This is a genomic window from Micromonospora okii (assembly GCF_020884795.1).
GTDB classification, from domain to species: domain Bacteria; phylum Actinomycetota; class Actinomycetes; order Mycobacteriales; family Micromonosporaceae; genus Micromonospora; species Micromonospora okii.
Map to the genome: position 1 here is coordinate 20,251 of NZ_BBZF01000027.1, position 21,853 is coordinate 42,103.

A 21,853-nucleotide genomic window follows, 5' to 3' on the forward strand; every position below is an offset into this window, starting at 1 on the left:
GGGGGTGTCCCGCCCGCTGGGTGCCGCGCTGTCGCCGACATCGGGTCGATCGTGCGTCGACGGAGGTCGTTCAGTCCCGGGCCGGCTCGACGAGTTCCACCAGCACGCCGCCGGCGTCCTTGGGGTGGACGAAGTTGATCCGGGAGTTCGCGGTGCCCCGCCGGGGGGTCTCGTAGAGCAGCCGCAGGCCGCGCTCGCGCAGGGCGGCGCAGGCGGCGTCCACGTCCGCGACGGTGTACGCCACCTGCTGGATTCCCGGCCCCCGGCGGTCGAGGAACTTGGCGATGGCCGACTCGGGGGTCAGCGGGGCGAGCAGTTGCACGCGACCGCCCTCGGCGGTCGGGCCGACGGCCAGCATCGCCTCCCGCACGCCCTGCTCGGTGTTGGTCTCGATGTGCACGCAGCGCATCCCGAAGGTGCGCTCGTGGAAGTCGATCGCCGCGTCCAGGTCGGTCACGGCGATCCCGACGTGGTCGATGCGGAGCAGGCCGACGTCTGTGAGAAAGTCGGCAGCGGCCTCGGCGGGGGAGTCGTCAGTCATGGAGTTAGTCTGACCGAACACCCCGGTAACCGAACAATCGTTAAGGTGTACAGCTCGGCATCCCCCCTCGGAGGCAGGCAATGGCTTCGGTGATCGTCAGCGGCGCGCGGACCCCGATGGGTCGCCTGCTCGGCAACCTCAAGGACCTCCCCGCGACCAGGCTCGGCGGCGTCGCCATCAAGGCCGCGCTGGAGCGCGCCGGGGTGGCGCCCGAGCAGGTGCAGTACGTGATCATGGGGCAGGTGCTCCAGGCCGGCGCCGGCCAGATCCCCGCCCGGCAGGCCGCCGTCGAGGCGGGCATCCCGATGTCCACCCCGGCGCTGACCATCAACAAGGTCTGCCTCTCCGGCCTGGACGCCATCGCCCTGGCCGACCAGCTCATCCGGGCCGGCGAGTTCGACATCGTGGTGGCCGGCGGCATGGAGTCGATGACCAACGCCCCGCACCTGCTGCTCGGCCAGCGCTCCGGCTACAAGTACGGCGACGTGACCGTGAAGGACCACATGGCGCTCGACGGGCTCACCGACGCCTGGGACTGCTGCTCCATGGGCGAGTCCACCGAGCGGCACGGCGCGCGGCACGGCATCACCCGCGAGGAGCAGGACGCGTTCGCCGCCGCCAGCCACCAGCGGGCCGCCGCCGCGCAGAAGGACGGCCGCTTCGCCGACGAGATCACCCCGGTGATCATCCCGCAGCGCAAGGGCGACCCGCTGGTGATCAGCGAGGACGAGGGCATCCGCCCAGACACCACGGTCGAGTCGCTGGGCCGGCTGCGCCCGGCGTTCGCGAAGGACGGCACCATCACCGCCGGCAGCGCCTCGCCGATCTCCGACGGCGCCGCCGCCGTGGTCGTGATGAGCAAGGCCAAGGCCAAGGAGCTGGGGCTGACCTGGCTGGCGGAGGTCGGCGCGCACGGCAACGTGGCGGGCCCGGACAACTCCCTGCACTCGCAGCCCTCGAACGCGATCAACCACGCCCTGAAGAAGGGCGGCCTCGGCGTCGAGGACCTGGACCTCATCGAGATCAACGAGGCGTTCGCCGCAGTCGGCATCCAGTCCACCCGCGACCTGGGCGTCAGCCCGGACAGGGTGAACGTCAACGGCGGCGCGATCGCGCTCGGCCACCCGATCGGCATGTCGGGCGCGCGGCTGGTGCTCACCCTCGCGCTGGAGCTCAAGCGGCGCGGCGGCGGCACCGGCGCGGCGGCGCTGTGCGGCGGCGGCGGCCAGGGCGACGCGTTGATCATCCACGTCCCCAGCGCGGGCGAGAACCAGTGAGCGCGAGGAGTGAGCGGGGTGTGCGAGCCCCGCAGTCGCGAACGAAGGTCGAAGAGTGAGCGAAGCCGTCGGGCCGGGCCCGGCCGGGGGCGCGCCGTCGGTGCGTCGCAGCCGGGACGTGCCGATGCTGGTGGAGCGGGCCCGCGCGGGTGACCCCCGCGCCGTGGCCCGGCTGATCACCCTGGTCGAGTCCGGCGACGAGGTGCTGCCGCGCGTCGCGGCGGCGCTGGCCCCGTACGCCGGTCGGGCGCAGGTGGTCGGGCTGACCGGCTCGCCCGGGGTGGGCAAGTCCACCACCACCAACGAGCTGGTCCGGGCGCTGCGCGCGCGTGGGCACCGGGTCGGGGTGCTGGCCGTCGACCCGTCCAGCCCGTTCACGGGCGGGGCGATCCTCGGCGACCGGGTGCGGATGCAGGACCACGCGACGGACCCGGGCGTCTACATCCGGTCGATGTCCAGCCGGGGCCACCTCGGCGGGCTGTCGGCGGCCACCCCGCAGGCGGTGCGGGTGCTGGAGGGCGCCGGCTGCGACGTGGTGCTGGTGGAGACCGTCGGCGTCGGGCAGGCCGAGGTGGAGGTCGCCTCGCTGGCCGACACCACGCTGGTGCTGCTCGCCCCCGGCATGGGCGACGCGATCCAGGCGGTCAAGGCCGGCATCCTGGAGATCGCCGACGTGTTCGTGGTCAACAAGGCCGACCGGGACGGCGTCGACGCCACCGTGCGCGACATCCAGGGCATGATCGCCCTGGGTGAGCGCGGCCCCGGCGAGTGGCGACCGCAGGTGGTCCGCTCCGTCGCCGCGCGGGGCGAGGGGATCGACGACGTCGCCGCCGCGATCGACAAGCACCGCGACTGGCTGGAGCGCCACGACGAGCTGCGCCGCCGCCGGGAGGCGCGGGCCGCCGCCGAGATCGAGGCGATCACCCTGGGCGTGCTGCGCGCCCGGATCGGTTCGCTGCGCGACGGTACGGAGCTGCCGGCGCTCGCCGCGAAGGTGGCCTCGGGGGCGCTCGACCCGTACGCCGCCTCCGCCGAGCTGCTGTCGCAGATCGGCTCCTGACCTGTCCAACCTGGATCTACGACGAGTACGCTCGCACCGCTTCACGGCAGCCGTGGGGCGGTGCTTGCGTACTGGGGGAGAGCGATGGGCGACGAGGCGACGCGCGAGCTGTCGGTGACGCCGGATGCGGTGGCGGGCGGGACCACCCACGTCTCGGACGAGGTGGTGGAGAAGATCGCGGTGGCCGCCGTGAAGTCGGTGCCCGGGGTGGCGGAGCTCGGCGGCGACGTGGCCCGGTTCTTCAATGCCGTGCTCGACAAGGTCGGGCTGGACCAGGTGGGCGACGCCCGGCGCGGCTGCTCGGCGCACGTTACCAATGGCGCGGCGGTGGTCAACCTGGTCCTCGTCATCGAGGCGGGCCGGCCGGTGCCGCAGGTGACCCAGGAGGTCCGGGCGGCGGTCACCAAGGCTGTCGAGGCGTACGGACTGCGGGTCGACGAGATCAATATCCGGGTGGACGACGTGGCGTTGGGCGATCCCGTCGTACCGGCCGGGCCGCTCGCCTGAGTCAGTGTTGGGCGGCTGGCAGCCGATCGTGATCGGCTGCATGCCGGCGACATGGGGTGGCCTGAGACGGGCCGAAGGTCCAATGTCGCCGACATTGCGTGGACCCCGGATCGACTGGGTGTTGCTACCCCTGAATCAGTGCTCCGGGCCCAGGTGACTGCGTTCGCCCTCGTGGTCGAGGATGCATAGGATCTCGGCCGGGCCGCCGTGCGCGCCGAACGCGTGCGGGACCAGGGTGGAGAACTCGGCCGCCTCGTTCGTGCCGACGAGGATCGTGCGCTCGCCGAGGCGCAGCTCGATCGTGCCGGAGAGCACGGTGAACCAGTCGCGCCCCGGATGCACCCGCAGGTCGGCCGGCACGCCTCGGGTGACCCGCATCTTGCTGACGGTCTGGTTGCTGTCGCGGGACAGCAGCCACGTGGTGATGCCGCGTTCGTCGTTGCGGTGCGGGCGGATCACCACGTCGTCGTCGGCGTCGGACTCGACCAGCCGGTCGAGCGTGGTGCCCAGCACCCGGGCGATCGTGGCGATCTGGTCCAGGGCGATGCGCCGGTGACCGGTCTCGATCCGGCTGAGCGTGGACGGGCTGATCAGACAGCGGCCGGCCAGCTCCTCCAACGACCAGCCGCGCGCCATGCGCAGGCTGCGGATTCGCCGCCGGACCAGGGCCTCCAGATCCGCGTCTTGCTTCATACGCAATATGCTATGCCGATCCAGCAAGAGCTGGCTACTGTCGCCGGTATGGCACACGACCACATGATCGAGTTGCTCGACCTGGACGCCGAGGTCCTCAGCGACTACTTCCGCGAGGTGATCGGCTGGGTCGGCCGCGAGGCTGTCGATCGTCCCCGCATCGTCGACCTGGGTGCCGGCAGCGGCACCGCCTCTCTGGCACTGGCCCGGCAACTACCCGGCGCCACGGTCACCGCGGTCGACATGTCCCCGGAGATGCTGGCCCACCTGCGCGGCCGGGCCGCCGCTGCCGGGCTGGGCGACCGGATCCAGACGGTCGAGGCCGACCTTGACCAGCCCTGGCCCGATTTCGGGCCGACCGACGTGATCTGGGCTGCCGCCTCGATGCACCACCTGGCCCACCCCGCGACGGCGCTCGCGTCGGCGTACGGGGCGCTGCGGCCGGGCGGGCTGCTGGTGATCGCCGAGCTGAAGTCGTTCCCGCGCTACCTCGCCGGCACAGCGGGCGAGGACGTGGAGCTGCGCGGCCATGCCGCAGCGGCGGAGCGCCGACACGAGGCGGGCATGCACATGCACGAGAACTGGGGTGACCGGGCGACCCGGGCCGGGTTCGCGTCGGTGATCGAGCGGCACTTCGACATCGACCTGCGCCCGCCGCTGCCCGCCGCCGCCACGCGCTACGCCCAGCTCTCGCTGGCTCGGATGCGGCACGGACTGACGGACCGGCTGTCGGAGGCCGACCTCGCCGCACTGGACGCGATCGTCGCGGGTCTGGCCGACCGCGACGACCTCGGCGTCCGCACCGAGCGAACGGTCTGGCTGGCCCGCCGCTGACCGCACGTCCCCGCTCTCTTCGGCCACCGAGGCCACCGTCTCCGGGCGCCCCTGCTGCCGGGTGCGCCCGGAGCCGGTTACCGGACGGTACAGGTTTCCTTATCGATCGTTCAGGATCGGGCTCTACACTCGGTCCTGATGACGAGGACCCGAGGAGGAGCCCCGCGCATGAACGCCGACGAGATCGCCGCCGGACGGGACCGCTGGCAGGCCCGCTACGACGCCGCGCGCAAGCGGGACGCCGACTTCACCACGCTCTCCGGGATGCCCGTCGACCCGGTCTACGGCCCGCCGGAGGGCGTCGCGTACCCCGGGTTCGAGCGGATCGGCTGGCCGGGCGAGTTCCCGTACACCCGGGGGTTGCACCCGACCGGCTACCGGGGGCGGACCTGGACCATCCGGCAGTTCGCCGGCTTCGGCAACGCCCGGCAGACCAACGAGCGCTACAAGATGATCCTCGGCGCGGGCGGCGGCGGGCTCTCCGTCGCGTTCGACATGCCCACCCTGATGGGCCGCGACTCCGACGACGCGCAGTCGCTCGGCGAGGTCGGTCACTGCGGCGTGGCGGTGGACTCGGCCGCCGACATGGAGGTGCTCTTCGACGGCATCGACCTGGCCGGCGTCACCACCTCGATGACCATCTCGGGCCCGGCCGTGCCGGTGTTCTGCATGTACCTGGTCGCCGCCGAGCGGCAGGGCGCCGACCTGTCCACCCTGGACGGCACCCTCCAGACGGACATCTTCAAGGAGTACATCGCGCAGAAGGAGTGGCTGTTCGACCCCGAGCCGCACCTGCGCCTGATCGGCGACCTGATGGAGTACTGCGCCCAGCAGATCCCCCGGTACAAGCCGCTGTCGGTCTCCGGGTACCACATCCGCGAGGCGGGCTCGACCGCCGCGCAGGAGCTGGCGTACACCCTCGCCGACGGCTTCGGCTACGTCGAGCTGGGGCTGTCGCGCGGCCTGGACGTGAACGTCTTCGCCCCCGGGCTCAGCTTCTTCTTCGACTCGCACGTGGACTTCTTCGAGGAGATCGCCAAGTTCCGGGCCGCCCGCCGGATCTGGGCCCGCTGGCTGCGCGACGTCTACGGCGCGACCAGCGAGAAGGCGCTCTGGCTGCGGTTCCACACCCAGACCGCCGGGGTGTCGCTGACCGCCCAGCAGCCGGTCAACAACGTGGTCCGCACCGCCGTCGAGGCGCTCGCGGCGGTGCTCGGCGGCACCAACTCGCTGCACACCAACGCCCTCGACGAGACCCTGGCCCTGCCCACCGACGAGTCCGCCGAGATCGCCCTGCGCACCCAGCAGGTGCTGATGGAGGAGACGGGCGTCGTCAACGTGGCCGACCCGCTCGGCGGCTCCTGGTACGTCGAGGCGCTCACCGACCGGATCGAGGCCGAGGCGGAGGAGATCTTCGCGCGGATCCGGCAGCTCGGCGGCGACGGCCCGCACAAGATCGGCCCGATGACCTCGGGCATCCTGCGCGGCATCGAGGACGGCTGGTTCACCGGCCACATCGCCGAGTCGGCCTTCGTCTACCAGCAGGCGCTGGAGAAGGGCGAGAAGAGGATCGTGGGGGTCAACTGCCACACCGGCACCGTCGCCAAGGACCTGGAGATCCTGCGTATCTCGCACGAGGTGGAGCTGGAACAGCGCCGGATGCTGGCCGAGCGCAAGGCGGCCCGGGACGACGCGGCGGTCACGGCGGCCGTGGCGCGGATGGTCGAGGTCAGCCGCACCGGGGAGAACATGATCCCGGCCATGCTCGACGCCGTGCGCGCCGAGGCCACCCTCGGCGAGATCTGCGACGCGCTGCGCGCCGAGTGGGGCGTCTACCGCGAGCCGGCCCGCTTCTGAACGGGTGGTCGCCGCACCCTCGGTGGGGGTGCGGCGACACGCCCGGTGACCAGCCGCGAGAGTCACATTTGTCGCCGTCGCGGTTGATCTGAGTTGGGCGGCGGGCGTGCGAGACTAGGTAACCATGAGCGACCCACGGATCACCTCGTCGATCTTCACCCGCGGCGCGGTCGACCTCAGCGCACTGCGCGGCACCGCACCGGCCTCCACCCGTTCCAGCACCCCGGCCCAGGCCGGTTCACCGTCCGGCCTGCCCGGTGGCGGCGCCCCCGGCGGCAGCGCCGCCGTGCTCGACGTGACAGAGGCGACCCTCCAGTCCGAGGTGCTCGAACGCTCCATGGCCATGCCCGTCGTGGTCTTCTTCGGCGCGGCCGGCTACCCGGAGAGCGACGAGTTCGCGCCGGTGCTGGAGCGGCTGGCGGTCGAGGGTGGCGGCGCGTGGGCGCTGGCCCGGGTCGACGTCCAGGACAACCCCCGCATCGCCCAGATGTTCCAGGTCCAGGGCATCCCCACCGTCTACGCGGTCGTCGGCGGGCGGCCGGTCGACGCGTTCTCCGGGGTGGTCCCCGAGGCCCAGTTGCGGCAGTGGATCGGCGCCGTGCTCAAGGCCGGCGGGGTCAGCGTCGCCGAGCCGGAGGACCCGCGCCTCGACGAGGCCGACGACGCCCTGATGAGCGGCGACCTGGACGCCGCCGAGCGCGCGTACCGGAAGATCCTGGCCGAGTCGCCGGCGGACGCCGCCGCCGAGGCCGGGCTGGCCCAGGTCGGCCTCGCCCGCCGGGTCGCCGGGGCTGACCCGGGCGCGGCGCTGGCCGCCGCCGACGCCGACCCCGACGACGTGGCCGCCCAGCTCCTCGCCGCCGACGTCGAGGTGCTCAGCGGCATGGCCGAGCAGGCGTACCAGCGCCTCGTCGGCCTGGTCCGCCGCACCTCCGGCGAGGACCGGGAGAGGGCACGCCAGCACCTCGTCGGCCTCTTCACCGTCGCCGGGCCGGACGACCCCGCCGTCGCCTCCGCCCGCCGGGCCCTGGCCAGCGCCCTGTTCTGAGTTCCGCCGCACGCCAGCGCGGGCCGGCGTTCGCCGGCCCGCCCGACCACGAGGACGGGAGCCCATGATGCGCCGGATCGCCGTCCTCGACGCGCCGTCCAACCTCGGGCTGCGCCCGCCCACCCCCACCGCCGTCCCCGGCTGCGCCAAGGCCCCGGGGGCGCTGCGCGACCAGGGCCTCGTGCCCCGGCTGCGGGCCCGCGACGCCGGCTGCCTCACCCCGCCCCGGTACGACCCGGGCGACTGGCGTCCCGGCGACGGGGTCTGCCACGCCCCCGAGATCGCCGGGTACTCGGCCGCGCTGGCCGACCGGATCGGGGCGGTCATCGACCGGGGGGAGTTCCCGCTGGTGCTCGGCGGGGACTGCTCGATCCTGCTCGGCTCCGCGCTGGCCATGCACCGCCTCGGCGAGGCGGTCGGCGGGCGGATCGGGCTCGTCTTCGTCGACGGCCACTCCGACTTCCGGCACCCCGGCAACGCCTCGTACGTGGGGGCGGCGGCGGGGGAGGACCTGGCCCTGGTGACCGGGCGCGGGCAGGCCGACCTGGCCGCGATCGAGGGGCGGCGGCCGTACTTCCGGGACGTCGACGTGGTGGTCCTCGGCATCCGCGCCCAGGACGAGTACCGCCTGGACCTCCAGGCCGCCGGGATCACGACCCGGCCGGTGCCGGCGCTGCGCGCCGAGGGGGCCGCCCGCACCGCCCAGTGGGCGCGGGAGGAGCTGGCCGACTGCGCCGGGTACTGGGTGCACATCGACGTGGACGTGCTCGACCCGGCGGTGATGCCGGCGGTGGACGCCCCGGACCCGGGCGGGATCGCCTTCGCCGAGCTGGAGATCCTGCTCGGCGGGCTGGTGGACACCCCGCACTGCCTCGGCGTCGAGCTGACCGTCTTCGACCCGGACTACGACCCCGACGGGGTGTACGCCGCCGAGATCGTCAACACGGTCGTGGCCGGGCTGGCCCCGGTGACCGCCCCGGCCGCGCCCCGGCCCCGCCTGTTCCCGGCCGCCCCCCTCGCGTCCGCGCCGCGCCCCGGGGGCGGGGCGTCGGGCGGCGGGGCCGCTCCGGACGGCGGGGGGCTTCCGCCCGGCCGGGCCGACGCGCCGGACGCCTCGCGGCCCGCCCCCGAGATCGCCTGACCCCCGAAATCGCCTGACCACCGGACCCGCCTGTCTTCGCGCGCCGGGGCCGGCGGCGGTCAGGCGAACAGGACCAAGGGCTGCGTCGCGGTGCGGACGCCGACGAAGCAGGCCGCGGTGACCCGGGCGCCCCGCTCCACCCGCCGGACGCCGTGCACCCGCGCCGCGTCGAACATCAGCAGGTCGCCCTGGCCCGGCCGGCAGGACCAGACGGGCTCGCCCAGGGCGTCCCGGTCGAGGCCGTAGTCGGCGCGCCGCTCGGCGTCGTACGACCGCTCGTCGCGGTACACGCCCCAGAAGTCGACGTGGCCGCCGTCCTCCGGCGGGGGCACCTCCAGGTACACGTTCGTGCCGATCCGCCGCCGCAGCCCGTACCCGGCCAGCAGGGGCACGTCCCGCTGGTCGATGTGCGGGTTCGCGTGCCCGCCCGCCGGCCACCGCCGGATGATCCCGGGCAGCAGCATCGCGCCCTCGTGGCGGGCCACGGTCGCGCCGGCCGGCCAGAGCTCGTCGAGGACCAGCCGCAGCCGGTCGAGCGGGGAGAGCCGGCCGGCGAAGATGCGGCCCCGGATCAGCTCGCAGGTGGCGGCGGCGGTGCGCAGGTAGCGCCGCCGGTTCTCCGCCGACTCCGCCGCCTCCCCCATCGAGGTGCCGATGCTCTGGAAGTCGTCGGTCAGCGTGTAGCTGGCCCGCTCGCACGCCTCGATGATCGGGGGCAGCGCGGCGCGGCACTCCTCAGCGGGGTGGAAGGCCCGGACCCAGATGGCGTCGACGACGCCCTCGGCCAGGTCGAGCAGGGTGGCCGTGGTCAGCTCGTCGGCGTGGCGCAGGCCGGCGACCGGCTCAGACCGCAAGGCGGCCCTCCCAGACCGTGACCGCCTGCCCGGCCAGCCGGACCCGGTCGCCCCGCCGGGAGAGGCGCAGCGTCCCGCCGCGCGGGGAGAGCTGCGCGGCGAGGAGGTCGTCGGCCTGTCGCCGGGCCGACCACCAGCTCGCCAGCGTGCAGTGGGCGGAGCCGGTGACCGGGTCCTCCGGCACGCCCACCGCCGGGTAGAAGCACCGGCTGACCACGCGGTCCCCGGCGTCGTCGTACGCGGTGACGATCACGCCGCGCACGGGTATCCGGGCGAGCGCCGCGAGGTCGGGGCGCACGCCGCGCACGTCGTCCGGGCCGGGCACCTCCACCAGCAGGTCGGACACGCCACGGGCCACCGCGACCACGGGCGTCCCGCCGAGCGCCGCCGCCAGCCCGTCCGGCGCGTCGACCGGGGTGGGCGGATCGGCCGGGAAGTCCATCTCGATCCAGCCGTCGTCTGTGACCGTGCACGTCAGCCGCCCGCTGCGGGTCTCGAACGAGCTGGTCCCGCCGAGCACGTGGGCGGTGGCGAGGGTGGCGTGCCCGCAGAGGTCCACCTCGACGGCGGGGGTGAACCAGCGCAGGTGCCAGCCGCCGTCCCCGGCGGGCCGGACGAACGCGGTCTCGGAGTGGCGCATCTCGGTCGCCACCGCCTGCATCCACTCCGCGTCCCGCTCCTCGTCGAGCAGGACCACCCCGGCGGGGTTGCCCCGGAACGGGGCGTCGGTGAAGGCGTCGACCACGAAGGCCCGCGCACCCGGGGCCGTCATCGGCCCGAGCCGCCCGGCCCGTCGACCGACGCCCAGCCGGCCGCCCGGGGCGCGCCGACCGCGTGCAGGCCCGGGTTCAGTTCCAGGGTCGACTCGTACGCGTCCGACATCTCCCGGGCGATCTGTCGGGCCAGCTCCGTCTCCCACCCGAGGTGCTCCGTCGGAACCGGGCCCGCGACGGGATTCGGAACGATCAGCAGCGGCGCATCGGTGAATGCCCCGTTCTCGCCTGTGGACATGGTGCCCCCCGGGTCGCGTCGACGTGGAAACGTGATACCAGCGTGGCGGTGCTCGATGACCGCGGGCAACGGTCGACTGGTCGGATTATGCGCCGACGGCGGTCGGTGGGATGGCATTCATCCGACACCGGCGGGTGCTTGCGCCATTCCCGCAGCGACCCGCGCGCCTTTCCTCAATCCTCATCCTCGTCGCCCGCCGCGACGCGCGGAGCGGGCAGCTTGCGCAGCGTCGCCTCGGTCTCCAGCGTCTCCGGGTGGGCCTCGCCGAGCACCCGGCGGCGGTCCTGCCAGAGCCGGGACAGCTCCGCGCGGGCCTGCGCGGTCCGCCCCTGGGCGAGCAGCACCTGGGTCCAGGTCCAGCGCAGCCACAGCACCTGGGTGCGGTCCCGGTCCCGCTGCTCCGGCCGCACCGTGTCGAGCGCGTTGCGCACCTCCCGGTCGGCCTCCTCCAGGCGGTCGAGTTCGTAGAGGCAGCGGCCCAGGCTCTGCCGCACGAAGAGGGTCTCCGGGTCGTCCGGCGCCCAGAGCCGCAGCCGCACCGCGAGCACCTCGCGCAGCATCGCCTCGGCCTCCTCCGTCCGCCGTTGCAGCAGGACGGCGCGGGCCAGGCTATGCCGGACGACCATCGTGTCGGAGTGCTCCGGCCCCCGCACCTCCCGCTCGGCCTCCACGATGGCCCGCAGCTCGGCCTCGGCCTCGGCCCAGCGGTTCTGCGCCATGATCGCCCGGGCCAGCTTGTGCCGGCTGGCCAGGGTGTCGGCGTCGTTCGCGCCGAGCACCGCCTCCCGCCCCTCGATGACCCCGCGCAGGAGCTTCTCGGCCTGGGCCGGGCGGTGCTGCTCCAGCGCGCTGCGGGCCAGCTCGTGCCGCAGCGCCAGCAACTCCCGCTCGCCGGGGTCGAAGCCGTACGACCCGCAGGCCGCGACCACCGGCGCGAGCAGCTCCTCGGCGATCACCGTCAGGCCGGTGGCGAGCAGGTAGCGGGCGGTCAACCGGCCCAGTTCGAGCGCCGCGCGGACGGCCCGGCGGTCGTAGCGGATGCCGCTGGCCAGCAGGTAGTCGCGCACTGCGCCGACGGTGTGCGGGGCCAGCAGGTCCCAGCCCTGCCAGGCGTCCGGAGCGTCCGGGTCGCGGCCCCGGACGGCGGCGGTCAGCATCTCCATGATCAGGCTGTAGTACTCCGGCCCGCGCCGGCGGATGTCCGGGTGGTTGCGCATCATGCCGTGCACCAGCGGGTGCAGCGTGAGCACATGGCGGAAGTCCCGGTTCTCCGCCCGGATGTCGGTCATCTCGTACGGCTCGATCATGGCCAGGCCGGCGAGCCCCTCCAGCACGGTCAGCCGCTGCTGGCCGGTCAGCTCGGTGAACAGCGGCGAGCGGACGAGCGCCTCCTGGTTCAGGACCACGTGGTACGGCACCGGGGCCACGTTGAGGCAGGCGAGGACCCGCAGCAGGTTGCCCGCCTGGGTGAGCCCGCGCCCGGCGAGGAGGTCCAGCGAGATGTCGAAGACCTGCCGGATCATCTCCAGCCCGCGCGGCTCGTCGAGGTCGGCACCCCGGTCGCCCGGGGGCAGCTCGAAGCGGTGGTGCAGCGCGGAGCGGTAGCTGCCGTAGTCCCGCAGCACGTGGTCGCCCTGCCACACCCGGGTGGTGTGCACCGACTTGAGGTAGTCGCCGACCGCGCGCAGGGCCAGCGGCAGCCCGCCGAGGGCGCGGGACAGCTCGCCCGCCTCGGCGGCGGTACCGGCCGCCGTGCCGGCCCGGTCGAGCAGGACCAGGGCGCCGTCCTCCGCGCCGAGCGGCTGCACCGCGTGCGGTGTCGTCCAGGACGGCCAGCGGGTGGGGTCGCCGTCGCGGGTGGTGACGACGACCATGTTCTCCGAACTGGCCGGTGGGCGCAGCCAGCCCGTGCCGTCGCCGACCTCCCCGGTGTCGGGCGCGAGCAGCCCGGGCTGGTCGACGTTGTCGATGATCAGCACCCAGCGCACGGTGGCGTCGTTGAGGAAGCGCCACACCAGGTCGGTCGCGCTCGCCCCGCCGGACCAGGCCCGGTCGATCAGGCTGGCCGGCGCGCCGAGCTGGCTGGCGACCTCCCGCATCCCCGAGCTGAGCCGCAGCGCCTGCACCCACCAGACCAGCCGGCCCGCGCGCTGGAAGCGACGGGCCACCTCCAGCGCGACGTGGCTCTTGCCGGAGCCGGCCAGCCCGTGCAGGACGTGCACCGGCGGCTGCCCGGTCAGGACGCCCCGGCCGGACATGATCTCGCCGATCAGCTCCTCCCGGCCGTAGAGCGGCGAGTCCAGCCGGCCGACGGGCGGCTCGACCGAGACCCCGGCGGCCCGCTCGGCCCGGTCGGCGGCCGGCTGCTCGGGCGCGCCGGGCGTCTCGCTCACCGCCAGGATCTCCGCCCTGAGCGCCTTGTACCGCGAGTCGTCGCGGTTCGCGGGCCGGATCACCGTGAAGTGGTCGCCGTCGAGCACCCCCGTCAGCGGGAACGTCCAGTTGGCCACCGCCGGGGGGACGATGTTGTCGGACATCCCCGCGTACGTGGAGAGCGGGATCGGCCACTCGTGCGGGCCCCGCCGGCGGGCCTCGACGACGCCCCGGGCCACGGCCCGGTGGGTCTCGATAATGGACTCCTGCAAGGGGCGCAGCTCGCGTTCCTGGGGGTTGCGCCAGCGCATGGTGAGCCGGCGCAGCGAGCCGAGGAACTCGGAGCCGGAGTTGGGGCAGGCGAACATCACCACCCGCCGGATCGGGGCCAGCTCCGCCCCGCCGCCCCGGGCCAGCGTCCGGGCCAGGAACCGCTGGACCACCAGGCCGCCCTGGCTGTGGGTCACCAGCACCACCCGGCTGTCGGCGTCGAACTCGCCCCGCAGGTAGGTGTGCAGCCGGTCGGCGATGTCGTTGAGGTGCGGGATGCGCCGGTCCGGCCGGAGCTGGATGACCCGGGAGTCGTACTCGAAGTGGTGGAGGGTCACGTGGGTCAGGGCCGGGTCGCCGGTCAGCAGCTCGGTCATCGGCGCCCACGCCCGGCGGGAGGAGAAGAGGCCGTGGACGAAGACGACGGAGACGCTCACCGTGGCCCGTCCCCGGCGGCCGGGTCGGGCGCGGCCCGTGGGGGCTGCGGTCGCGGCCCGGGGGCGGCCGGCGCGGCGGGTGCGTCGAGGCGCGCGGCGGTCGCGGCGGGCTCCGGGGGGTCGAGGCGTGCGGTGGCCGCGACGACGTCCACCACGATGCGGGTCAGCAGCGTGGCGAGGGCCAGCACCATGCAGCCGGTCAGCGCCGCGCGCACCGCCGGGGCGTCCGGCACCGCGCCGGCCAGCACGAGCACCGCCACGCCCGTCCCGCCGAGCAGCACGGCGGCGACCGAGATCGAATACGCGCGCACCCGGGGCCGGGTCCAGAATCGCACGCCGGCGATCGGGTCCTCCCGCCGCGACAGTCGTCGATCGTCACTCAGTTTTTCCAGGAAACGGGATTCCCATATCAGGGCGAGCATCAGGACCGGCAGCACCTGGGCCGTCGTCGAATAGAATTCGAGGGACACCGAAAACCCCTCCTCCGCGTGGGCCGGGCCCATTGTCCGGCGGTTATCGGACGCGCAGGCTCACACGAATGGATGCTAATGCATAGGCGCACGTCCCCCCGCGCGCCGATTTCCGGCGGGCGGGGGGACGTGCGCTGAAACAATCGGCGGACGGAACGCCGGACCGATCGGCCGTTCAGTCCTTCGCGGCGAGGGCGCGCAGGAAGCGCTCGCTGATCGGCACCGCGCTGGCCGTGCTCGACCCGCCCTGCTCCACGAAGACCGCGAACGCCACGTCGCCCTGCCAGCCGACGAACCAGGAGTGGGTGTGCGCGGGGTCGTTGTCGTACTCGGCGGTGCCGGTCTTGCCGTGCACCGGGCCGCCGGGGGCGTCCCTGAGCGCGCCGGCGGTGCCCTTCGTGACGACCTCGCGCATCATCGTGCGCAGCGGCTCGACCGACTCCGGCTTGAGCTGCGGCCCGGCGGGCGCGGCCTTCGCGGGGGCCGGGTCCGCGACCAGCTTCGGCTGCTCCCAGCGGCCCCGGGCCACGGCGGCGGTGGCGGCGGCCATGGCCAGCGGGCTGACCACGGTGGTGCCCTGCCCGAACGCGGCGGCGGCCTGCTCGGCCGGGGCACCGTTGGCGGCGACCTTGCCGGCGAACGCGTCGAGGCCGAGGTCCCACTCCGCCCCCAGGCCGAGCGACCGGCCGGCCTGGGCGAGGCCGTCGGGGCCGAGCTTCGGGGCGAGGGCGGCGAAGGCGGTGTTGCAGGACTTCGCGAAGTCGGTGCGGAACGGCACCGAGCCGAGGGCGAAGTTGTCCGAGTTCTTGAACGGGCGACCGTCCACCGTGAACGTCTTCGGGCAGGCGACCGGGCCGTCCAGGGTCACCGCGCCCCGGTCGAGCAGGCCGAGGGCGCTGACCATCTTGAACGTCGAGCCGGGCGGCACCTGGGCGGTGAAGGCCAGGTTCTCCCCGGCCGCGCCGGGCCCGTTGGCGGCGGCCAGCACCGCGCCGTCGGCGACCCGCACCGCCACCAGGGCGGAGCGGCGCTTCTCGCCGCGCAGCGCGGCGTCGGCCGCGTTCTGGGTGGCGACGTCCAGAGTGGTGCGCACCGCCTGGCCGGGCTTCGGCTCCTCGCGGAACAGCTCCGCCCCGGTCGGCACGAGGCTGCCGTCCGGGCCCGGCCGCTCGCTGAACACGGTCAGCCCCGGCGCGCCGCGCAGCCGCTCGTCGTACCGGCCCTGGAGGCCGCCGTGGCCGACCAGGTCGCCCCGCTGGTACCGGTCGGGGTGGGCGGCCAGGTCGTCGGCCTGGGCCTGGTCCACCGAGCCGAGCAGCGCGCGGGCGAACTCGCGGGTCGGGGCCAGGTCGAGCTTCTCGGACCGGAACTTGGTGCCGGGCAGCTCGTAGACCCGGGACCGGATCTGCCGGTACGCCTCCTCGCGCAGCGTCACCACCTCGACGAACGCACCCGGGTCCGCCTCGCGGAGGCGCTCGGGCAGGTCGGAGAGGTCCACCGGCGGGGTGATGGCCGGCCGGACCGCCCGGAACGCGGCGTCGAGCTGCCGCGACACCTTCTTCGCGTCGGTGACCTCGCTCGGTTGCAGCCCGACCCGGACCACCGGGCGGGGCGCCACGAGCGGCTGGCCCTTGCCGTCGAGCACCCCGGCGCGGGGCGCGGCGTCGCGGCGCACCGCGAGCCGGTCGCCCCGGGTGAGCTGCTCGTGCACCACCTGCGGCTCCCAGATCACCCGCCACCCGTCGCCGCCCCGGGTGAGCCGCACCGGCCGCTCGTACGCCCAGCGGGCTCCGCCCGGCAGCGCCCACTCCACCCGCACCCCGGCGGTCGCGGTGTCGGCGTCGACCTTCGGGTCGCCGACGCGGCGCAGCACCGGCGGGGTGGGCGCCAGCTCACCGGCCAGCTCCCTGATCTCCCGCGCCACGTCGGCGGCGGGGAGCTTCGCCCCGGTCGGGTCGACGAGGCCCACCGACTGGAGGTCGCCCGTCTTCCAGCCTGTCAGGAAGGCGTCGACGGTGGCTTCCGGACCGTCGTCGGCCGAGCAGGCGACCAGCGCGCTGGCGGCCAGCACGGTGGCCGCCAGCGCCGCCAGCGGCGGCCGGAAGCGGGCGTGACGAATGGGGTGCGGCAGGCGCATACGGGCGGTCCCTCCGGTCGCGAGCTGTCGCCACGGTAGTACGCCCCCGCTTCGCGCACCGCCCCGCTCCGCGCCGACGTGCGGAAAGTCGGCCTGCGGGGGTGTGATGAACGTCCCGCGTTCGGGGTACTCCTCTTCCGGTCGACCGTGAATGTGCAACGGGCGAAGGGGCACATGTCTCGAACCGGACGTCCAGCCTGTGGTCCACCGACCATGCGCCAGAAGAGGGCATAGGCTGGGCGGCAGAGTGATCCACAACGCAGTGGATCGAGGGGAGTGGCACCGATGGACCGGCGTCCGGCGATCAAACCGGGACCCGACTTCCGGCAGGATGACACCAGCCGGGATGACAGCTTCGACTCGGCGACCGACGGGGACGGCTTCGGCCGGCTCGACTCGGGCGCGACCGGGGTGACCGGTTCGAGTATCGACACGCTCTACGATCTCGGCCTGCCCGCCGAGGCACTGGCCGACGACGCCGAGGACGCCGAGCTCGACGAGCCGGTGCCGAACGCGGAGCGCCTCGTCGCCCAGGCGGTCACCGCCGCCGGTGACGACCACGACGCGGCGGCGCTGGTCAGCCGCTTCTGGCGGTTCGCGCCGGACGAGGAGTTGATCGGCTTCACCGCCGAGGAGATGCTGGAGGCGGCCCGGGCGCACCGGGACCTGGCCCAGCAGCGGGTGCCGGGCGAGCTGAAGCTGCGCATCCACGAGCCGGACGCCGACCAGCACCACACGGTCATCGAGATCGTCACCGACGACATGCCGTTCCTGGTCGACTCGGTGACCTCCCTGCTCAACTCCCACCACCTCGACGTGCACCTGCTGGTCCACCCGCTGGTGGTGGTGCGCCGGGAGCCGCTGGGCCGGCTGACCGGGGTCTCGGCCGACGTGGAGCCCGACGACGCGGTCGACGGGGACCTGGTCGAGAGCTGGATGCGGATCGAGATCGACCCGGTCCGCGACGCGGGGGAGCGGGAGAAGCTGCGCCGCGAGTTGCAGCGGGTGCTAACCGACGTGCGGGAGGCCGTCGAGGACTGGCCGAAGATGCGCCAGCGGGCGCTGGCCCTCGCCGAGGAGCTGGCCTCCGCGCGCACCTCCGAGCGCCGCCCGCCGGTGCCGGAGAAGGACATCACCGACTCGGTGGAGCTGCTGCGCTGGCTCGCCCACGACCACTTCACGTTCCTCGGCTACCGGGAGTACCGGCTGGTGGACGCCCCCGAGGGCGAGGGGCCGGCGCTGGAGGCGGTGCTCGGCACCGGGCTGGGCATCCTGCGCTCGGACTCCCCGGACACGCGGGCGCTGTCGTCGATGACCCACGAGGCGCACGAGAAGGTGATGGAGAAGCGCCTGCTGATCATCACCAAGGCGAACTCCCGGGCCACGGTGCACCGCTCGGCGTACCTGGACTACATCGGCTTCAAGGTCTTCGACGACGCCGGTCAGGTGGTCGGCGAGCGGCGCTTCCTCGGGCTGTTCTCCACGGCGGCGTACCGGACCAGCGTCCAGGAGCTGCCGGTGGTCCGCCGCAAGGTCGCCGAGGTGCTGGACCGCTCCGGCCTGAGCCAGCGCAGCCACTCCGGCAAGGACCTGTTGCAGATACTGGAGACGTACCCCCGCGACGAGCTGTTCCAGATCAAGACCGAAGACCTCTACCACGCGGCGGTCGGCGTGCTGCGGATGGCCGGCCGCCGGCAGTTGCGGGTGTTCCTGCGCCGCGACGCGTACGGGCGGTTCATCTCCTGCCTGATCTACCTGCCCCGGGACCGCTTCACCACGCAGAACCGGCTGCGGATGCAGGACATCCTGCTGCGCGAGCTGAACGGCATCGGGGTGGACTACACCACCCGGGTCACCGAGTCGATGCTCGCCCGGGTGCACTTCATCGTCCGTACCGACCCGACCCGCCCGCCGGGCGACATCGACGCGGACCTGCTCGCCGAGGAGCTGGCCGACGCCACCCGGCTGTGGGACGACGACTACCGCCTCGTGCTGGAGCGCAAGCTCGGCGACGAGCAGGCCAAGCACCTCTTCTCCCGGTACGCCGACGCGTTCCCGGAGGGCTACAAGGACGGGCACACGCCGTACGAGGCGATGAAGGACCTGGCCAAGCTGGAGCTGCTGGAGGAGCCCGGCCAGCTTGAGATGCACCTGTTCCGCAAGCAGCTCGCGCCCCGCGTCAACGCCGCCGGCCGCCCGGCCGACGCCGACGAGCCGATGGACGTCCGGTTCAAGGTCTACCGGTACGGCGAGCCGATGATGCTCTCGGCGGTGCTGCCGGTGCTGCACTCCCTCGGCGTGCGGGTGGTCGACGAGCACCCGTACGAGGTGGAGCGCGTCGACGGCCGGATCTGGCTGTACGACTTCGGCCTGCGGCTGCCCGAGGGCCACCAGGACCTGGCCGAGGTGCGCCCGCACGTGGAGAACGCCTTCGCGGCGGCGTGGCGGGGCGAGGCCGAGGTGGACGGCTTCAACGAGCTGGTGCTGCGCGGCGGCCTCACCTGGCGGCAGGTCGTGGTGCTGCGGGCGTACGCGAAGTACCTGCGGCAGACCGGGGCCGTCTTCTCCCAGGAGTACATGGAGCAGACGTTCATCGCCTACCCGCGCGTCGCCGCACTGCTGGTGGAGCTCTTCGAGGCCCGCTTCGAGCCCGGTGAGTGGACCGACGAGCAGCGCAAGGAGCGCAGCGGCGAGCTGGTGGCGGCGATCGGGTCGGCGCTGGACGACGTGACCAGCCTCGACCAGGACCGCATCCTGCGGTCGTACCTGACGCTGATCCAGGCCACCCTGCGGACCAGCTTCTACGCCAAGCCGGTCGGCGGCCGGCCGAGGTCGTACGTGGCGCTCAAGCTGGACCCGCAGGCCATCCCGGACCTGCCGGCCCCCCGGCCGAAGTTCGAGATCTTCGTCTACTCGCCCCGCTTCGAGGGCGTGCACCTGCGGTACGGGCCGGTGGCCCGGGGCGGGCTGCGCTGGTCCGACCGGCGGGAGGACTTCCGCACCGAGGTGCTCGGCCTGGTCAAGGCGCAGATGGTGAAGAACGCCGTGATCGTGCCGGTGGGCGCCAAGGGCGGCTTCGTGCTCAAGCAGAAGCCGGGGGACCGGGACGAGGCGGTGGCCTGCTACAAGGAGTTCGTCGGCGCGATGCTCGACGTCACCGACAACATCGTCTCCGGTGAGATCGTGCCGCCGGAGGACGTGGTCCGGCACGACCCGGACGACCCGTACCTGGTGGTGGCGGCGGACAAGGGCACCGCCACGTTCTCCGACATCGCCAACGAGATCTCCGAGTCGCACGACTTCTGGCTCGGCGACGCGTTCGCCTCCGGCGGCTCCGCCGGCTACGACCACAAGAAGATGGGCATCACCGCCCGGGGCGCGTGGGAGTCGGTGAAGCGGCACTTCCGGGAGCTGGGCCACGACACCCAGAGCCAGGACTTCACGGTGGTCGGCGTCGGCGACATGTCCGGCGACGTGTTCGGCAACGGGATGCTGCTGTCCGAGCACATCCGGCTGGTGGCCGCGTTCGACCACCGGCACATCTTCCTCGACCCGGACCCGGACGCCGCCACCTCGTACGCCGAGCGCCGGCGGCTGTTCGACCTGCCCCGCTCGTCGTGGGAGGACTACGACGAGAAGCTGATCTCGGAAGGCGGCGGGGTGTACCCGCGCGCGGCGAAGTCGGTGCCGATCTCGCCGCAGGTGCGGGCCGTGCTCGGGCTGGACGACGACGTCACCCAGCTCTCGCCGCAGGAGCTGATGAAGGCGATCCTCACCGCGCCGGTCGACCTGTTCTGGAACGGCGGCATCGGCACGTACGTCAAGGCGTCCTCGCAGACCAACGCGGAGGTGGGCGACAAGTCCAACGACGCGATCCGGGTCAACGGCAAGGACGTGCGCTGCCGGGTGGCCGGCGAGGGCGGCAACCTGGGCTGGACCCAGCACGGCCGCATCGAGTACGCCCGCGCGGGCGGCCGGATCTACACCGACTTCATCGACAACGCGGCCGGGGTGGACTGCTCCGACCACGAGGTGAACATCAAGATCCTGCTCAACACGGCGGTCGCCGACGGGGCGCTGACCCGGCCCGAGCGCGACGAGCTGCTGGCCGGGATGACCGACGAGGTCGCCGAGCTGGTGCTGCGGGACAACTACGACCAGGCCCGCGCGGTCAACAACTCCCAGGCGCAGGCGGCCTCGCTGCTCCCGGTGCACCGGCGGATGATCACCGACCTGGAGCGCTCGGGCGCGCTGGACCGGGCGCTGGAGGGGCTGCCGTCGGACGAGGAGCTGGCGACCCGCACCGAGTGCGGGCTGACCGCGCCGGAGTTCGCGGTGCTGCTCGCGTACACGAAGATCGTGCTGGAGCGGGAGATCCTGGCCGAGGGGCTCGCGGACGAGGACTGGACGACCGACGTCCTGGTCAACTACTTCCCGACCCCGATGCGCGAGCGGTTCGCCGACCGGATGGGCCAGCACCGGCTGCGCCGGGACATCGTCACGACGGTGCTGGTGAACGAGGCGATCAACCGGGGCGGCATCACGTTCGTCTTCCGGGTGGTCGAGGAGACCGCGGCGTCGGCGGCCGACGTGATCCGCGCGTACGTGGTGGTCCGCGAGGTGTTCGGGCTGCGCGAGCTGTGGGACGCCGTCGAGGCCCTGGACAACAAGGTCGCGCCGGAGTTGCAGACCGCCGTCTACCTGGACACCCGGCGGCTGCTCGACCGGGCGGTGCGCTGGCTGGTGACCAACCGGCGGTCGCCGATCGACGTGCCGGCGGAGATCGCCCGGCTGCGCGACGGGGTGGCCCGGCTGCTGCCCGGCCTGGAGAACCTGTTCCACGGCAGCGAGCGGGAGGCCATCGCCGCCCACGCCGACGAGATGGCCTCGCGCGGCCTGCCGCGCGGGCTGGCCGAGCAGGCGACCCGGCTGATGTACAGCTTCGGCCTGCTCGACATCGTGGAGACGGCGACGGGCGGCGGACGGGACGTCGGCGAGGTGGCCTCGGTCTACTTCGTGCTCTCCGACCGGTTCCGCGTCGACTCGCTGCTGTCGAAGATCTCCCTGCTGCCCCGGGAGGACCGCTGGCAGACGCTGGCCCGGATGGCGCTGCGCTACGACCTGTACGCCGCGCTGGCCGCGCTCACCGATGAGGTGCTCAACTCCACCCCGGCCGGGCTGCCGCCGCTGGAGCGGGTGCTCCAGTGGGAGCAGTCGAACACCACCTCGATCCACCGCGCGCAGCGGGCGATGGGGGAGTTCGACGACTCGCGGGGCGACCTGGCAGCGCTGTCGGTGCTGCTGCGCCAGATCCGCACGCTGGTGCGGACCTCCGCGGCCTGA

General features: G+C 73.6%; 16 protein-coding genes. 8 read left to right on the forward strand and 8 right to left on the reverse strand.

Features of this window, described 5'->3' with window-relative positions; genetic code table 11:
- Positions 1-70 precede the first annotated feature (70 nt).
- Complete coding sequence (gene mce, locus LPU43_RS25690) at positions 71-541, reverse strand: methylmalonyl-CoA epimerase (protein ID WP_229403105.1); 471 nt, start codon at positions 539-541, stop codon at positions 71-73.
- A gap of 80 nt (positions 542-621) precedes the next feature.
- Here mce and LPU43_RS25695 point away from each other — a divergent pair, with 80 nt between their 5' ends.
- The 3 genes from LPU43_RS25695 to LPU43_RS25705 all read left to right on the forward strand — a co-directional run bounded on the left by LPU43_RS25695 (position 622) and on the right by LPU43_RS25705 (position 3,385).
- Positions 622-1,818: an acetyl-CoA C-acetyltransferase gene (locus LPU43_RS25695; protein WP_229403106.1), complete on the forward strand. Its 1,197-nt coding sequence runs from the start codon at positions 622-624 to the stop codon at positions 1,816-1,818.
- A 124-nt stretch (positions 1,819-1,942) separates the two neighbouring features.
- Positions 1,943-2,878, forward strand: coding sequence for a methylmalonyl Co-A mutase-associated GTPase MeaB (gene meaB / locus LPU43_RS25700; RefSeq protein ID WP_373321824.1), 936 nt, complete (start codon positions 1,943-1,945; stop codon positions 2,876-2,878).
- A gap of 84 nt (positions 2,879-2,962) precedes the next feature.
- Positions 2,963-3,385, forward strand: coding sequence for an Asp23/Gls24 family envelope stress response protein (locus LPU43_RS25705; protein WP_229403108.1), 423 nt, complete (start codon positions 2,963-2,965; stop codon positions 3,383-3,385).
- A 135-nt stretch (positions 3,386-3,520) separates the two neighbouring features.
- Here the strand turns inward: LPU43_RS25705 and LPU43_RS25710 are convergent, their stop codons facing one another.
- Positions 3,521-4,078 (reverse strand): helix-turn-helix transcriptional regulator, encoded by a 558-nt coding sequence (locus LPU43_RS25710; RefSeq protein ID WP_229403109.1) that lies wholly within the window; start codon positions 4,076-4,078, stop codon positions 3,521-3,523.
- Positions 4,079-4,126: 48 nt separating this feature from the next.
- Here LPU43_RS25710 and LPU43_RS25715 point away from each other — a divergent pair, with 48 nt between their 5' ends.
- The 4 genes from LPU43_RS25715 (at position 4,127) to LPU43_RS25730 (ending at position 8,958) form a co-directional block, all read left to right on the forward strand.
- Positions 4,127-4,912: a class I SAM-dependent methyltransferase gene (locus tag LPU43_RS25715; RefSeq protein ID WP_229403110.1), complete on the forward strand. Its 786-nt coding sequence runs from the start codon at positions 4,127-4,129 to the stop codon at positions 4,910-4,912.
- Positions 4,913-5,080: 168 nt separating this feature from the next.
- The gene (gene icmA, locus LPU43_RS25720) at positions 5,081-6,769 is read left to right on the forward strand and encodes a coenzyme B12-dependent isobutyryl-CoA mutase large subunit (RefSeq protein WP_229403111.1); all 1,689 of its coding nucleotides are present in this window, start codon (positions 5,081-5,083) and stop codon (positions 6,767-6,769) included.
- A gap of 124 nt (positions 6,770-6,893) precedes the next feature.
- Complete coding sequence (locus LPU43_RS25725; RefSeq protein WP_229403112.1) at positions 6,894-7,817, forward strand: tetratricopeptide repeat protein; 924 nt, start codon at positions 6,894-6,896, stop codon at positions 7,815-7,817.
- 64 nt (positions 7,818-7,881) lie between these two features.
- The gene (locus LPU43_RS25730) at positions 7,882-8,958 is read left to right on the forward strand and encodes an arginase family protein (protein WP_306416176.1); all 1,077 of its coding nucleotides are present in this window, start codon (positions 7,882-7,884) and stop codon (positions 8,956-8,958) included.
- A 59-nt stretch (positions 8,959-9,017) separates the two neighbouring features.
- Here LPU43_RS25730 and LPU43_RS25735 read toward each other — a convergent pair whose 3' ends face one another.
- From LPU43_RS25735 to LPU43_RS25760, 6 genes are all read right to left on the reverse strand, one after another.
- Positions 9,018-9,812, reverse strand: coding sequence for a 2OG-Fe(II) oxygenase (locus LPU43_RS25735; protein ID WP_229403113.1), 795 nt, complete (start codon positions 9,810-9,812; stop codon positions 9,018-9,020).
- On the reverse strand, positions 9,802-10,584 hold the full coding sequence (locus tag LPU43_RS25740) for a PhzF family phenazine biosynthesis protein (protein ID WP_229403114.1): 783 nt from the start codon (positions 10,582-10,584) through the stop codon (positions 9,802-9,804). Before LPU43_RS25740 ends, LPU43_RS25735 begins: the two co-directional genes overlap by 11 nt.
- Positions 10,581-10,823 (reverse strand): hypothetical protein, encoded by a 243-nt coding sequence (locus tag LPU43_RS25745; RefSeq protein WP_229403115.1) that lies wholly within the window; start codon positions 10,821-10,823, stop codon positions 10,581-10,583. The genes LPU43_RS25740 and LPU43_RS25745 overlap by 4 nt, the downstream gene beginning before the upstream one ends.
- Before the next feature lie 173 nt (positions 10,824-10,996).
- Positions 10,997-13,903 carry an alpha/beta hydrolase gene (locus LPU43_RS25750; protein WP_229403116.1) on the reverse strand — a complete coding sequence of 969 codons (2,907 nt, stop codon included), beginning with the start codon at positions 13,901-13,903 and terminating at the stop codon, positions 10,997-10,999.
- The gene (locus LPU43_RS25755) at positions 13,900-14,373 is read right to left on the reverse strand and encodes a hypothetical protein (RefSeq protein ID WP_229403117.1); all 474 of its coding nucleotides are present in this window, start codon (positions 14,371-14,373) and stop codon (positions 13,900-13,902) included. Before LPU43_RS25755 ends, LPU43_RS25750 begins: the two co-directional genes overlap by 4 nt.
- A 175-nt stretch (positions 14,374-14,548) precedes the next feature.
- Positions 14,549-16,510 (reverse strand): penicillin-binding transpeptidase domain-containing protein, encoded by a 1,962-nt coding sequence (locus LPU43_RS25760; RefSeq protein ID WP_229403118.1) that lies wholly within the window; start codon positions 16,508-16,510, stop codon positions 14,549-14,551.
- A gap of 285 nt (positions 16,511-16,795) precedes the next feature.
- Here LPU43_RS25760 and LPU43_RS25765 point away from each other — a divergent pair, with 285 nt between their 5' ends.
- Positions 16,796-21,853 (forward strand): NAD-glutamate dehydrogenase, encoded by a 5,058-nt coding sequence (locus LPU43_RS25765; RefSeq protein WP_229403119.1) that lies wholly within the window; start codon positions 16,796-16,798, stop codon positions 21,851-21,853.

Excerpts from the sequence above, each read along its gene's own strand:
- LPU43_RS25740 (WP_229403114.1), bottom strand. The coding sequence starts at position 10,584 with ATGACGGCCCCGGGTGCGCGGGCCTTCGTGGTCGACGCCTTCACCGAC.
- LPU43_RS25695 (WP_229403106.1), top strand. The coding sequence starts at position 622 with ATGGCTTCGGTGATCGTCAGCGGCGCGCGGACCCCGATGGGTCGCCTG.
- LPU43_RS25765 (WP_229403119.1), top strand. The coding sequence starts at position 16,796 with ATGGACCGGCGTCCGGCGATCAAACCGGGACCCGACTTCCGGCAGGAT.
- LPU43_RS25710 (WP_229403109.1), bottom strand. The coding sequence starts at position 4,078 with ATGAAGCAAGACGCGGATCTGGAGGCCCTGGTCCGGCGGCGAATCCGC.
- LPU43_RS25745 (WP_229403115.1), bottom strand. The coding sequence starts at position 10,823 with ATGTCCACAGGCGAGAACGGGGCATTCACCGATGCGCCGCTGCTGATC.
- LPU43_RS25715 (WP_229403110.1), top strand. The coding sequence starts at position 4,127 with ATGGCACACGACCACATGATCGAGTTGCTCGACCTGGACGCCGAGGTC.
- mce (WP_229403105.1), bottom strand. The coding sequence starts at position 541 with ATGACTGACGACTCCCCCGCCGAGGCCGCTGCCGACTTTCTCACAGAC.
- LPU43_RS25705 (WP_229403108.1), top strand. The coding sequence starts at position 2,963 with ATGGGCGACGAGGCGACGCGCGAGCTGTCGGTGACGCCGGATGCGGTG.
- meaB (WP_373321824.1), top strand. The coding sequence starts at position 1,943 with ATGCTGGTGGAGCGGGCCCGCGCGGGTGACCCCCGCGCCGTGGCCCGG.
- LPU43_RS25725 (WP_229403112.1), top strand. The coding sequence starts at position 6,894 with ATGAGCGACCCACGGATCACCTCGTCGATCTTCACCCGCGGCGCGGTC.
- LPU43_RS25760 (WP_229403118.1), bottom strand. The coding sequence starts at position 16,510 with ATGCGCCTGCCGCACCCCATTCGTCACGCCCGCTTCCGGCCGCCGCTG.
- icmA (WP_229403111.1), top strand. The coding sequence starts at position 5,081 with ATGAACGCCGACGAGATCGCCGCCGGACGGGACCGCTGGCAGGCCCGC.
- LPU43_RS25730 (WP_306416176.1), top strand. The coding sequence starts at position 7,882 with ATGATGCGCCGGATCGCCGTCCTCGACGCGCCGTCCAACCTCGGGCTG.